11 protein-coding genes and 1 pseudogene are annotated in these 13,206 nt (G+C 73.7%); 5 read left to right on the top strand and 7 right to left on the bottom strand.

All coding sequences use genetic code 11. The features are described 5' to 3' along the window. Window positions 1-50: 50 nt before the first annotated feature. The gene (locus GQS09_RS22010; protein WP_165988950.1) at window positions 51-455 is read right to left on the bottom strand and encodes a cobalamin B12-binding domain-containing protein; all 405 of its coding nucleotides are present in this window, start codon (window positions 453-455) and stop codon (window positions 51-53) included. 1,232 nt (window positions 456-1,687) lie between these two features. Between GQS09_RS22010 and GQS09_RS30730 the strand changes: the two genes are divergently transcribed. Beyond that, window positions 1,688-2,383, top strand: coding sequence for a M23 family metallopeptidase (locus tag GQS09_RS30730; RefSeq protein ID WP_313896272.1), 696 nt, complete (start codon window positions 1,688-1,690; stop codon window positions 2,381-2,383). A gap of 51 nt (window positions 2,384-2,434) precedes the next feature. Here the strand turns inward: GQS09_RS30730 and GQS09_RS22000 are convergent, their stop codons facing one another. After that, window positions 2,435-3,139, bottom strand: a complete 705-nt coding sequence (locus GQS09_RS22000; RefSeq protein WP_165988949.1) for a hypothetical protein — start codon at window positions 3,137-3,139, stop codon at window positions 2,435-2,437. A gap of 147 nt (window positions 3,140-3,286) precedes the next feature. Beyond that, a complete protein-coding gene (gene pcrA / locus GQS09_RS21995; RefSeq protein ID WP_165988948.1) occupies window positions 3,287-5,794 on the bottom strand; it encodes a DNA helicase PcrA in 2,508 nt (835 codons plus the stop codon). Between the two features lie 98 nt (window positions 5,795-5,892). Between pcrA and GQS09_RS21990 the strand changes: the two genes are divergently transcribed. Continuing rightward, a complete protein-coding gene (locus GQS09_RS21990) occupies window positions 5,893-6,549 on the top strand; it encodes a DUF1707 domain-containing protein (protein WP_165988947.1) in 657 nt (218 codons plus the stop codon). Between the two features lie 32 nt (window positions 6,550-6,581). On the opposite strand, the gene GQS09_RS21985 is transcribed toward GQS09_RS21990, so the two are convergent. The 3 genes from GQS09_RS21985 to GQS09_RS21975 are packed head-to-tail and all read right to left on the bottom strand — an operon-like array spanning window position 6,582 to window position 9,566. After that, window positions 6,582-8,642 carry a M48 family metalloprotease gene (locus tag GQS09_RS21985; RefSeq protein WP_243761654.1) on the bottom strand — a complete coding sequence of 687 codons (2,061 nt, stop codon included), beginning with the start codon at window positions 8,640-8,642 and terminating at the stop codon, window positions 6,582-6,584. Window positions 8,643-8,647: 5 nt separating this feature from the next. After that, the gene (locus GQS09_RS21980) at window positions 8,648-9,367 is read right to left on the bottom strand and encodes an RNA polymerase sigma factor (RefSeq protein ID WP_165988945.1); all 720 of its coding nucleotides are present in this window, start codon (window positions 9,365-9,367) and stop codon (window positions 8,648-8,650) included. Next, window positions 9,360-9,566 carry a hypothetical protein gene (locus GQS09_RS21975; RefSeq protein WP_165988944.1) on the bottom strand — a complete coding sequence of 69 codons (207 nt, stop codon included), beginning with the start codon at window positions 9,564-9,566 and terminating at the stop codon, window positions 9,360-9,362. The genes GQS09_RS21980 and GQS09_RS21975 overlap by 8 nt, the downstream gene beginning before the upstream one ends. A 353-nt stretch (window positions 9,567-9,919) precedes the next feature. Between GQS09_RS21975 and GQS09_RS21970 the strand changes: the two genes are divergently transcribed. After that, window positions 9,920-11,257, top strand: coding sequence for an NlpC/P60 family protein (locus tag GQS09_RS21970; protein ID WP_165988943.1), 1,338 nt, complete (start codon window positions 9,920-9,922; stop codon window positions 11,255-11,257). Window positions 11,258-11,368: 111 nt separating this feature from the next. Here the strand turns inward: GQS09_RS21970 and GQS09_RS21965 are convergent, their stop codons facing one another. Then, entirely contained in the window at window positions 11,369-11,719 is a 351-nt protein-coding gene (locus GQS09_RS21965) for a hypothetical protein (protein WP_165988942.1), read from the bottom strand. Between the two features lie 62 nt (window positions 11,720-11,781). Here GQS09_RS21965 and GQS09_RS21960 point away from each other — a divergent pair, with 62 nt between their 5' ends. Both GQS09_RS21960 and GQS09_RS21955 read left to right on the top strand, forming a co-directional pair. Next, window positions 11,782-12,531, top strand: a complete 750-nt coding sequence (locus tag GQS09_RS21960; RefSeq protein WP_207958124.1) for a thioredoxin domain-containing protein — start codon at window positions 11,782-11,784, stop codon at window positions 12,529-12,531. A gap of 335 nt (window positions 12,532-12,866) precedes the next feature. Then, window positions 12,867-13,206, top strand: a pseudogene (locus GQS09_RS21955) (hypothetical protein); the annotation flags it as partial.

Below are 13,206 nucleotides of genomic sequence, written 5' to 3'. Positions count from 1 at the left end.
GCGCGGAGCCCTGGCCCGGCGCGCGGCCGGGGCGCGCTCGCGGCCGGGCGTCAGGCCGCGCGGACGTGGGAGCGGACCCAGGCGACGACATCACCGGTCGGCACGCCCGGCGTGAAGATCTCCGCGACACCCTTCTCCTTCAGCGGCGGGATGTCGTCCTCCGGGATGATGCCGCCGCCGAAGACGGTGATGTCCTCGGCCTCGCGCTCCCGGAGGAGTTCGATGACCCGGGTGAAGAGGGTGTTGTGCGCGCCGGACAGAATCGACATGCCGATGGCGTCCGCGTCCTCCTGAATAGCGGTGTCCACGATCTGCTCGGGGGTCTGGTGCAGCCCGGTGTAGATGACTTCCATACCGGCGTCCCGCAGCGCGCGGGCAATGACCTTGGCGCCTCGGTCGTGGCCGTCCAGGCCCGGCTTGGCGACGACTACGCGGATCGGACCCGTCACACCCATCTCTTCCTCCCTGCCACCACGGCCTGACTGCCGGAGTGAACGAACGTTAGCGACAGCATCTCGCATCCCGCTCTACCCCGGAGGGCGGAGGTAGGAGAAATCACACCCCGCCGCCGGACACCGGAGCGGCCCGCCGAATCGAACGTCAATCGAAAATGCCGTGCAGTACCCATGCAGCTTCCCCCGAAAGAGGGCCGAATGCCCGTTTCCCCGGGCACCGAAACACGGGAAAGATTGTGGCTGCCCGGTACCCCCGGGTACAGTCACGGCCCAGCAGCCGTCGGGGGACAGCTACTCCCGCTCCTGTTGTCGAGCCGAAAGGCGTAGTCGGTGAGTGATCGTCACGCGTCGGGGGTCTCGTACCCGGCCGGAAGCACTGACCACGTCAGTGACCCGCTGTACGACCACGCGCAGTACGGCACGCAGCACCACCACTTCGGACACACCGGCGGCCACGGATACGACCCGCTGGGCGGCCAGTCCTCCTCCTGNACGACCCGCTGGGCGGCCAGTCCTCCTCCTGCGGCGATTCCCACGGCGGCTACGGCGGCTACGGCAGCGACCCGTACGGCCAGGCCGCGGCGTACGGCAGCGGCCAGTTCGACACCACCGCCTGGGACCAGACGCCGGCCCACGGGGTTCCCCAGTTCGCCGGCGGCATCCCGCCGGAGCAGGAACAGCAGCAGTACGCGCAGCACTACGCGCAGGGCTTCACGGACAGCGGCCCGTACCCGTCCGCCCAGGGCTGGGACACGGGCGGCACCGGCGACACCGGCGGCTGGAGCACCTGGACCTCCGGCTCCGGCGGCAACGACTGGGACTCCGGCGGCCATCCGGCCGCCCACGAGGGCTTCATCCCGGCCCAGCCCGGACCGGCCGAGTGGGAGAACACCGGCCCCCAGCAGCAGGCACCGCCCGAGTCCGAGCAGCAGCACGGCGACTGGCAGCAGCACGAGACCGGGACGCAGACCGCGCCGGGCGGCACCGGAGAGCAGTTCCACGGACAGCCCGCCGCCCCCGAGGACTCGGCGGCGCAGTGGGACAGCGGCTACGACGACGGGGCCGAGGCCGGCACGCAGCCGTGGGACGACGGCTTCACGCCCGACGACCCGGACGATCCGGACACCACCGAGGAGCAGCGGAACAGCCCCGAGGCCGCACTCGCCGCCCGCCCGCCGGGCGGCAGGGGCCGCCGCCGCCAGCCGAAACCCCGCCGCTCCGCCCTGCTGACCGTGGCCGCGCCCTCGCTGTGCGTCCTGGGCGTCACGGCCGTGGCGACCGCCGCGGCGGTCGGCGGCTCGGACGCCTCCCGGGCCGGGGAGGACACCGCGCTCGGCGAGGCCGATCCGGACGAGGCCACCGAGATCGCCGCCAACCAGGAGTTCAACACCCAGCTCGAAGGGCTCACCGCCGCCGCGGACGACTACGCGGACCGGGCCAGCCGGACCCAGGGCCGGATCGATCTGGAGGAGAAGAAGGCGGAGGAGGCGCGCAAGGCCAAGGAGGAGGCCGAGCGCAGAGAAGCCGCCCGGCCCAAGTTCTTCCTCCCGGTCGAGCAGCGCGGACTGAGCGCCGTCTACGGCCAGTCCGGCATCAACTGGATGTCCACCCACACGGGCGTCGACTTCCCGGTGAGCTACGGCACCCCGGTGCGGGCCGCCACCGACGGCACCATCCGCACCCAGTGGCACGTCTCCTACGGCAACCTGATGATCCTCACCGCGCCGGACGGCACGGAGACCTGGTACGCCCACCTGAGCAGCTACGTCTACTACTCCGGCTCCGTACAGGCCGGCACGATCATCGCCTACTCCGGCAACTCGGGCAATTCCATCGGCCCGCACCTGCACTTCGAGGTCCGGCCCGGCGGCGGCTCGACCGTCGACCCGGTCACCTGGCTCCGCGGCAAGGGCCTGGAACCGACCTGAACCGGCGGGCCCGGACGGACCCGCCGGCCGCGGTCAGCGGTACCGCACCCGTTACCGGGCCCCCGAGCGGCGCAGCACGGCCTGGGTGATGCCGATCGCTCCGAGGGGAGCCAGCAGCATCAGGAGATAGTTGACCGGCTTGCTGATCTCGGTCCAGAAGTCCCAGAGGTCGCCGAACTCCGTGAAGAAGGCCTCGAAGCCGTCGCCGAAGTCGCCCGAGGCGGCGATCGCGACGCCCAGCAGTTCGCCGATGGTCACGGAGACCACCGCCAGCACCGCGCCCACCAGGTAGATGCCCCAGTTGCGCTTGGCGAACAGGCCCGGGCCGAGGCCCACCAGCATGCCGACGCCGAGCGCCGCGTAGCCGATGGAGGCGAACTCGCCCTTCTCCTTGTCGAAGGTGGCATCCACCAGCAGGGCGTACAGCAGGCCGCCCACCGCGGTGGCCACCACGGCCAGGATGATCGCCAGCGCCACGTTCTGCGCACCGCCCGGCCTGGCCATGTGCGGCGGAGGCGGACCCGGGAAGCCGCCGGGCTGCTGCGGATAGCCCCCGTACCCGCCGGGCCCGGGCGGGCCGGGCTGCGGAACGGGCTGGGGCTGCTGCGGGTAGCCGTAGCCCGGCGGGCCGGGCGGCGGCTGCTGCGGATAGCCGTAGCCGGGCTGGGGCTGCTGCGGGGCTCCCCCGTACCCGCCGGGCCCGGGCGGCGGTCCGCCCATGCCGCCCGGCTGCTGCGGCTGCCACGGCTGGCTCATCTTTCCCCCTGGAAGCGTGGTCGGCGGGAGCCCGCGGTGAAGGCAGACGTCCCGGAAAGCACTGCTGGCATCTCATCGCCTCGTGCGCCGCGGTCACAAGGTCCGGCCGGACACTGTGACACGACCCGGACAAGAAAAGGCTGGGCGTTACAGCTTCTCCACCGGGGCGTACCGGAGCAGCAGGCGCTTGGTCCCGCCGTCGCCGAAATCGATGGTGGCCTGCGCCTTGTCGCCGCTGCCCTGGACCGCGACCACCCGGCCGAGGCCGAAGGTGTCGTGGCTGACCCGGTCCCCCGCCGCCAGCTCCACCACCGGACGGTCCTTGATCCGCCCGGTCGCGAAGCCGGAGGAGGCGGGCCGCCCCGGGCTGCGGGGCGCCGCGACCGGCCCGGAGGCCGGTGCCGGGGCCGAGGCGGTACCGCCCAGCCGGCGCCAGTCGATGTAGCTGTCCGGGATCTCCTCCAGGAACCGGGAAGGCGGGTTGTACTGCGGCTGGCCCCAGGCGCTGCGCAGCACCGAGCGGGTGACGTAGAGCCGCTCCCGGGCCCGGGTGATGCCGACGTACGCCAGCCGCCGCTCCTCCTCCAGCTCCTTGGTCTTGCCCAGCGAGCGCATGTGCGGGAAGACGCCGTCCTCCATGCCGGTGAGGAAGACCACCGGGAACTCCAGGCCCTTGGCGGTGTGCAGGGTCATCAGGGTCACCACCCCGCCCTCGCCGCCCTCGCCCTCCTCCGGGATCTGGTCGGAGTCGGCGACCAGCGCCACCCGCTCCAGGAAGTCGGCCAGCGTGCCCGGCTCGTCCTCCGGCTGGTTCTGCTCGAACTCCAGGGCCACGGCGGCCAGCTCCTGGAGGTTCTCCACCCGGGTCTCGTCCTGCGGGTCGTGGGACGCCTGGAGTTCGGCGAGATAGCCGGTCTGCTCCAGCACGGCCTCCAGCACGGTTGCCGGTCCGGCACCGGACTCGGCGATGGTGCGCAGCTCCTCCAGCAGGGCGTTGAACCGCTTGACCGCGTTGGCGGACCGGGCCGCCATGCCGTACGCCTCGTCCACCCGGCGCAGCGCCTGGGCGAAGGAGATCCGCTCCCGCTGGGCCAGGGCGTCGATCATCGCCTCGGCGCGGTCGCCGATGCCGCGCTTGGGCACGTTGAGGATGCGGCGCAGCGGCACGGTGTCCTCGGGGTTGGCCAGCACCCGCAGGTAGGCCAGGACGTCCCGGACCTCCTTGCGCTCGTAGAAGCGCACGCCGCCCACCACCCGGTAGGGCAGGCCGACGCGGATGAAGACCTCCTCGAAGACCCGGGACTGGGCGTTGGTGCGGTAGAAGACCGCCACGTCCCCGGGGCGGGTGGCGCCCTCGTCGGTCAGCCGGTCGATCTCGTCGGCGACGAACTGCGCCTCGTCGTGCTCGGTGTCGGCGACATAGCCGGTGACCGGCGAGCCGTCGCCGGCCCGGGTCCACAGGTTCTTGGGGCGGCGGCCGGTGTTGCGCTCGATGACCGCGTTGGCGGCGTTGAGGATGGTCTGGGTGGAGCGGTAGTTCTGCTCCAGCAGCAGGGTGGTGGCCTGCGGGTAGTCCTCCTCGAACTGGAGGATGTTGCGGATGGTGGCGCCGCGGAAGGCGTAGATGGACTGGTCGGCGTCGCCCACCACGCACAGTTCGGCGGGGGGCGGCGCGCCGGGGGCGTCCGGGTCGGCGGGCGGGGTGCCGGGGCCGCCGACCAGCTCGCGCACCAGGGCGTACTGGGCGTGGTTGGTGTCCTGGTACTCGTCCACCATGATGTGGCGGAAGCGGCGCCGGTAGTGCTCGGCCACGTCCGGGAAGGCGCGCAGCAGATGGACCGTGGTCATGATCAGGTCGTCGAAGTCCAGCGCGTTGGCCTCGCGCAGCCGCGACTGGTACAGCGTGTACGCCTGCGCCACGGTCTTCTCGTAACCGTCGGACGCCTGGGAAGCGAAGTCCTCCTCGTCGATCAGCTCGTTCTTGAGGTGGGACACCTTGGCGCTGAAGGAGCGGGGCGGGAACCGCTTGGGGTCGAGATCCAGATCGCGGCAGACCAGCGCCATCAGCCGCTGCGAGTCGGCGGCGTCGTAGATGGAGAAGCTGGACGTCATGCCCAGCTTCCTGCTCTCCCGGCGCAGGATGCGCACACAGGCGCTGTGGAAGGTCATCACCCACATGGCCCCGGCGCGCGGGCCGACGAGCTGCTCCACCCGCTCCTTCATCTCCCCGGCGGCCTTGTTGGTGAAGGTGATGGCCAGGATCTGGCCGGGGTGGGCGTGGCGGGCGGCCAGCAGGTACGCGATGCGGTGGGTGAGCACCCGGGTCTTGCCGGAGCCGGCCCCGGCGACGATGAGCAGCGGGGAGCCGGTGTGCACCACGGCGGCGCGCTGCTGCTCGTTCAGCCCCTCCAGCAGCCCGGCCGGGTCCAGCGTGGGCACGGGAGCGCCGTTGCGGTAGTAGGCCTGCTCGGGGGGCGCGGTGAAGGCGCCGGCGAAGAGATCGTCGGGCAGGGGCTCCTCCGGCGGCGCCCAGGGGTCGTCCGCCTCCGGAGGCGGGGGCGGCTCCTCCGCGTCCGGCGGTTCCCCGGAGGGCCGCCGGTGCTTCGGGTCCGCCAGGAGGCTGTCCATGGTGTCGTCGTCGAAGAGGCCGCTCATCGTCCACCGAGTCTATGCGCCCCGCCCGCTCCCCTGCCCGGGCCTTTGCCAAGCCCTGGCCCTTGGGCGGGCGCGGGCCGCTGCTTAGAATCCAGGTCATGAGAATCTCCCCGCGGCCGAGCGCTCCGGAGCCCGATCCCGCCCGCCGGCAGCCGGAGTTGCGTGCCTCCGACGCCGACCGGGAGGCGGTGGCCGAGCGGCTGCGGGATGCCGCCGCCGAGGGCCGGATCGACCTGGAGGAGCTCCAGGAGCGGCTGGACCAGGTCTTTGCGGCCAAGACCTACGGAGAGCTGGAGCCGGTCACCGCCGACCTGCCCGCGGACCCGGCGGCCGTCGCCGGGCGGGCGCTGCAGGCCGCGCGGCAGGCGGCGGCGCAGCAGCCGCTGCTGATCAAGGGCGGCATGCACGGCACGTCACGGGTCGGGCACTGGGTGGTACCGGACCGGATCGAGGTCTACGGCGGGATGGGCAGCGTCAAGCTGGACTTCACCCGTGCCGAGGTGCCGCACCAGGTGGTGGACATCAGTGTCCGCGGCGACATGGGCGGCGTGGTCGTCGTCGTACCGGAGGGCTGGCCGGTGGACACCACCGCGCTGAATCCGGGACTGGGCGGGGTGAAGAACAAGGCGGTCGGGGCACCGGTGGCCGGGGCGCCGCTGCTGCGGGTGGCGGGCAGCGGCGGCATGGGCGGCGTGGTGATCCGCTACCCCAACCGCTGGGAGCGCCGCAGACTCCGCGACAAGCGCGCCGGCTGACGGCTCCCGGCCGGCCGCGACCGGGTTCCCGCTCAGGAGCAGACCCGGTCGGCGTGCGGCAGGGGCGGCACGACGAGCCGCCGGCCGGGGAGCAGGCCGGGCGATTCCAGGCCGTTGACGGCCATCAGCCACTCGACCGTGGTGCCGTGACGGCAGGCGATGCCCCACAGCGTGTCGCCGGGCCCGACGGTCAGCAGCGTCACCGGCGGGATGTCCGGCCGGATGTCCGGCCGGATGTCCGGCCGGAGTGGCGGACACGTCCCGGCCGGCTGCTCCCCCGGCGACGCGCACAGCAGCCTGTCGACGCCCGCGGCCCACTCCTCACCGGAGAGGAGTTCCCGTGCGGACACCTCGGGCTGCCGCACCGCGGCGCCGGGCAGCGGGGAGGCGGACGGATGCGGAGCGGGCTCACCACCGCCGGAGTCCCACAGCAGCAGGCCCGCGGCCACCAGGCCGGCCGCCAGCCCGCGGGGCCCGAACCGGCGCAGCCGTGACAGTGCCGAGTGGCCGGTCAGATGCGTCTCCGGGAGCGGCGCGGCGTCACGCCCGCCCGGCTGCGGACCGAGGTTCACCCCACTGAGCGTGAGCAGAGAGCGAAGCTCCGGGATCGCGGCCGGATCGTGGACGGCGGTCCCGGACAACTGCACCGCCCGTGCCGCGTCCGGATCGGAGGCGGCCGCCCGCCCGGGCTCCGTCCAGGACCGGGACCAGGTGGCGCGGCCGGCTTCCACCAGGCCGTGCCCGACCAGGAGGCGCACGGCGACCACGGCCGGCCGCGCAGGCGGCGCGCCCCACGGGTCCTGCCCCCAGTCCGCGTCCCGCAGGGCATCTGCCAGCTCCGTGCCCCGGCCCTCCTCCAGGAGGCGGAGCACTCCGTCGAGGTCTCCGGAAGCGGCCGGGAGCAGCGACACGGCGTCCGGCAGCTCGGCGAGGGCCGCGGCGGTCTGGCGCCGTGCCGCCTCGTCCAGCCAGTCCTGCCAGGGCAGGCGGACCGGCAGGCGCCACAGGCCCGTGGCGGCGAACAGCTCGGACCAGACCGTCCGGGGCACCACGCGGTCGCCGAGCAGGCCGAAGGCCGGGGCCAGGTCGCGGCTCCGGGCAGCGGACGGGCGGCGGGTGAGCTCCCGCAGCCGCCGCCAAAGGGGCGGATGCGGGTCCAGCAACGATGCGCGCCCGCCGGTCCCGGCGGCCCGGAGCCGCCGCCGGAGCCTCTCCCGGTGCCGCGGATCGGTGGCGATCGCCCCGAAGGCGCGCAGCGGATCGTCCGGCACACGGCCGGTGTCCTGCAGGGGGTCGAGGAACCGCACGGTGAAATCCGTCCAGGCGTACTCCAGGAGTACGGAGGCCTCCAGCGCGGCGGCCGTCACCTCCCGGCCCGCCACGGCCGCCGCGGTGGCGTCGGCCTCCAGTTCCTGACGGCGGCGCAGGGGCAGGGTGAGCAGGTCGTACAGAGACGTGCAGCAGGTCAGCACTGCCCGCTGGGAGGAGGAGTACAGGGCGAGCGCCGCGTTCCGCGCGCTGGCGCCCGCCATGGCCCGGCCCGCCGAGTGCAGGCGCACCGAGCCGTGGTGGACGGCGGCCGGCAGGGAGCCGAAGCGGGTGTGCCGCCCGGCGTAGTGGCCGAGTTCGTGGCAGAGCACGGCCCGGAACTCGTCCGCGCGCAGCCCGGCCAGCAGCGGTACGCCGACGTACAGGCGCCGTTCCCGGCCACCCGCGCCGCCGCGGGAGGTCTCCTCGACACAGGCGTTGGCCTCCATGGTCAGCCGGATGTCCGTGGGCGCCGAGGTGCCGACCTCGGCCGCCAGGGCGGTGACCGTCTCCCACAGCCCGGGGGCCGCATCGCGGCCGACCGGGACCGATCCGGGCTGCGGTCCGTGGAACGCACGGCCGGCCAGCAGCGCGCGGACCACCCCGGCCGTCACCGGTGCCCCGCAGACCGCGAGAAGCAGGGGAAGCGGACCGGCGAGGCTGGTCTCGGGGTTGAGCAGTTCCAGCAGGGTCAGCGCGGTGAAGACGCCGTGGCCCAGGACCAGTGACCAGCCCGCGAGCTGGAACCCGGCCAGCAGCAGGAGTGCGAGCGCCGCTCTCGGCATGGCGGTCACGCCTGCCTTCCCCGCACCGAACCGTGCACGGCGGCCCGGAGCGGTGCACCGAGCTCCGGCCGCCCGGCGAAGTCCCGGCGCAGCGCAAGCTCGGCCGCCCGCAGCAGCCCGGCGACCGGCCCGGTCGCCGCCCACCGCGCCGGCTGCGGGCCGGCCGGGATCAGGGCGTGCCGCCGGGTGCCGGACGGGCGGCCCGAGGCGCCGCGCTCAGGCCGCCCGAGGAGCTTCTCCAGCTTCCGGCGCGCGGTGTACAGGGTGACCGCGACGGTCGCCCGGCTCACCTTCAGCAGGTCGGCGATCTCCTGCTGGGGCATCCCCTCCAGGGTGTGCAGGATCATCACCATCCGCTGGCGCCCGGGCAGGGTGTCGAGGGCCCGCAGCGCCTCCCGCACCTCCACGGCGTCCGCCGGGTCGGCGGCGTGCGGCTGCGGGAGCCCGGCCAGGCCGGAGGGTACCGCCCGCCGGCGGCGCCGGGCCGCTTCCGCCAGGCGCTGCCGGAGGACCTTGTAGACCCAGGCGTCGGGGGATTCGTAGTCGCGGAGTGAGTCCCAGCGGCGGAATGCCGCCGTGTACGCCTCCTGCAGCGCGTCGTCCGCATCCTGCGGACAGGCGCTGCGCAGGCGGGCGCGGGCCAGCATGCCCGGGAACGACCGCTCGAAGAAGGCATCGAATTCCTCGGTGGACCCGCTCTCCCGGGTCGCCGTCGGTTCAGGCATCGCGCCGGTCCCCTCCCCGCCGTACCTCCAGCCGGGCGCGACCGGGCCCGTCGTGTTCCACGACGACGGCCGCCCGCCCGTGGCGCAGCGTGCCGGACACCATACGCGTCCGCTCCCTGGCCATGAGCCAGAACAGCAGAATCCTCCCCAGTTGTGCGGCCGCGCCGAGTCCGGCCGCCGCCAGCAGTACGTTCCCCATGCCGGTCCTCCCCGCTTCGGGTCATGTGCTCGCGGAGTAACAGGCCGGCGGGCGGGAGATGTTTACCGGCTTTTCCGCCGGGTCCGCCGTCCGGTCGCCGGAGCGGTGACAGCGGACGGTAAACGTCCGGTACATCTCGGCTGCATCCCGCCCTCATCACGGAAAAGTCACGGGAAGATTTCCGTCATTTCGAACATCAGCCTTCCCTTTGGCCCTTAAGGGTGGCTAGCCTGCGCTGCCAAGCGGTCCGGTCCCCCCAGCCGTCGTCAGTGCGCGGCACGGGCCGCCCCCTCCCACCGTGCGGGTGGGGCGTCCCCGGTGCCCACGGGCACGGGGGAGGAAGGAGAACGGCCTTGGGTGCTCACCGCAAGCCGCGTCAAGGACTGCTCGACTCCCCCGCCGCCCGGCGCGGCGCCATCGGCGTCGGCACCGCCGCCCTCTCCGCCACCCTTTTCTCGCAGGGTTTCGCCCAGAGCGCCTGGGCCGACGACGAGGCCGGGGAGGCCGCCGCCGCGATCGAGGAGCAGCGGCAGAAGGCCGAGGGCGCGGCGGCCCGCGCCGCCGAGGTCAAGGAGCGGGTGGACGAGCTGTACCACCAGGCGGGCGTGGCCACCCAGGACTACCTGGTCGCCGAGGAGACGACGGCCGCCCAGCAGGAGACCGTGAACCGGCTGCTGGAGCAGGCCGCCGAGGCCACCGGGCAGGTCAACGAGGCCCGCCGCTCGCTCGGCCGGTTCGCCGCCGCCCAGTACCGGCACGGCAGCGGCTCGGAGACCGCGACCCTGCTGCTGGTGGACGACCCGAAGGGGTACTTCGACGCCAAGTACGTGCTGGGCCGGGCCACCGAGGAGCAGCAGCGCGCGCTGGACGACTTCACCCGGCGCAGTGCGGAGGCGGAGACCGCCCGCGAGGAGGCCGCCGGAGCCCTGGAGAACCTGGAGGAGCAGCAGGCGGAACTCCAGGAGCGCAAGGAGGAGGTGCAGGGCAAGCTCGCCGAGGCCCGGGAGCTGCTGGAGTCCCTCAGCCAGGAGGAGACCGCCGAGCTGGAGGAGCTCGAACGGCTGGAGCGCGAGGAGGCCGAGCGTCAGGCCGAGGAGCAGCGGCGGCTGGAGGAGGAGCGCCGGCGGGAGGAGCAGCAGCGGCTGGAACAGGAGCGGCTGGCGCAGGAACGGGCCGAGGCCGAGGCCGCGGCCCGGGAGGCGGCCGAGCAGGAGGCCGCGGCGCAGGAGCAGGAGCAGCAGGAAGCCGGGTCCGCGGACGCCTCGGGCTCCTCCGGTACTCCGGACACCTCCGGCTCCACCGGTTCGGACGGCTCGGGCGGCTCGGCGGACGGCGGCTATGCCGCGCAGGCGGCGGAGGCGATCGCCTTTGCCGAGGCCCAGCTGGGCAAGCCCTACGTCTGGGGCGCGACGGGGCCGAACTCCTATGACTGCTCGGGCCTGACCCAGGCCGCCTGGCGGGCCGCCGGCGTGGAGCTGCCGCGGGTGACGTACGACCAGGTCAACGTCGGCACCCGGATCTCGCGCGATGCCATGCTCCCGGGCGATCTGGTGTTCTTCTACAACGACATCAGCCATGTGGGGCTGTACATCGGTGACGGCATGATGATCCACGCGCCCAAGCCCGGCGATGTGGTCAAGGTCGAGTCGGTCGACTACATGCCCTTCTACGCCGCCGTCCGCCCCGCGTAGCCCCGCTCATTCCCGCGGCCCCGTCCCCGCGGCCCTGCCGGTGTCCGCCCAGCCCGGGCGGCGGACCGCCCGCCCGCCGCCCCTGCGGGGCCCGTGCCGGGGAGGCGCGGCTCACCAGATGGTGGCGATGAAGATGTTCGTGAGGGTGAGCAGGCCGACGGTGCCGAACAGCGGGGCGGGCACCTTTTCCTCGTCCCGCTTGAGGTAGACCAGGGCCAGGATGGCCACCAGGATGACCAGCTTGATGCCGACCTTGACGTTGTTCACGTCGCCGTCGTCCGCCTCCCGCAGGCCGACCAGGATCACACCGGTCACCAGCATGGTCAGCGCACCGTGCAGCATGCCCGGCACCATGCGGGCCTCACCGGTCCGCAGCGCGCTCATCTGGTAGAAGAAGCCGCCCAGCAGCGCGGCGATGCCGATGAAGTGGAATCCCAGGAAGATGCCGATGAGTACGTCCATGGCACCGGAGCGTACTGGGGCCCGGGCTCCCGGTTGCCACCGGTGTCCCGCAGACTGGAGGGGTGATTGGCTGGAATCCCAAGGTGTTGGTGGGCGCGGTCGCGACCCTGGTGACCGCGGCGCTGGTGCTGGGGCTGCTGGCCGCCGCGCTGTCCGGCGGCAGCGGCGGCGGGGAGAGCCCGGACGGCGCCGGACAGCGGACGGCGGACGCTCCCGGCCCCTCCGCGCTGCAACCGCTGCCCGAGGACCACCCGGTGCACGGCCTGGCCCGGCGCGACGCCGGTGACCCGCTGGCCATGGGCGATCCCGACGCCCCGGTGGTGATGCTCACCTACGCCGACTTCCAGTCCGCGCTCGCCGCCCGCTTCGCCCGGGAGACGGAGCCGGAGCTGATCTCCGCCTATGTGGACGCCGGGGTGCTGCGCATCGAGTTCCGCAACTTCCCGGTCAACGGCCCGGAGTCGGATCTGGCCGCGCGTGCCGCCTGGGCGGCCGGGCAGCAGGACCGGTTCTGGGAGTTCTACCGGGCCGCCTACGCCGAGGACACCCATCTGGGCAGCGGGCGGTTCTCCCGGGAGAACGTGCTGGCCATGGCGGAGGACGCCGGGGTGCCGGATCTGCAGCGCTTCGAGACGGACATGGATGCGGAGGCCGCCGCCGACGCGGTGGCGGCCGACGCGGACGAGGCGCTGCTGCTCGGCATCAGCGCGGTGCCCACCTTTCTGGTCAACGGGCATCCGCTGATCGGCAACCGGCCGCTGGAGGAGTTCCGCAGCCATATCGACCAGCTCGCCGGGGCCGCGTCCGAATAGCCTCCGAACATCGGCCGAACGGACAGTCCACACCATTCGAACGGCCACATGCACGCAAGAGCGGTCGGAAGCGGGCGGCCCGGCCGGGCTTCGGCGCAGGCCGCAGACCGGCGGCTGGTCGATTGCCGCCAATACCCGGCAATACCGGTCGCACCGCCCGGGGGACACCGGCGGCGCGGCTAGCGTCCCGGGCCATGGCACAGCATCGCAAGCGCCGCGGGGGGCTGCTCGGCGCACTGACCGGGCGCCGCCCCCGTTCCCCCCGTTCCGCCCGACCCGTCCGGCCACCGGCCACAGCCACAGCCACAGCCACAGCCACAGCCACAGCCACCACGTTGACCCTCGCCGCGACCGCCGCCTTGCCCCTTCCGGCCGCGTCCGCCGAGCCGCAGCCGGGACCGGCGGAGATCCGGACCCGGGTGGACCGGCTGCACCACGAGGCCGAGGAGCTGCGCGGCGCGCAGCAGGAGGCCGACGAGCAGCAGCAGGCAGCCGAGGAGAAGCCGGAGGAGGCCCAGGGGCTGCTGGACTCCCTCACCGCGGGGCAGCGGGCCCGCATCCTGGCCCTGGACGGCCACGGCGACGGCCACGGCGACGCACCCGCCGGGACCACCGGCCCCGGGGCCGCCGGAGCCGCGCCCGCCGGGCATGCCGACCGCGACGCGGGGCGGGCGG

The sequence above is a fragment of the Streptomyces sp. YIM 98790 genome (genome assembly GCF_011421595.1).
Taxonomy (GTDB): Bacteria; Actinomycetota; Actinomycetes; order Streptomycetales; family Streptomycetaceae; genus Streptomyces.
Note: the sequence above shows the minus strand (reverse complement) of the source record. Positions and strands in the feature narration are given on the sequence as shown.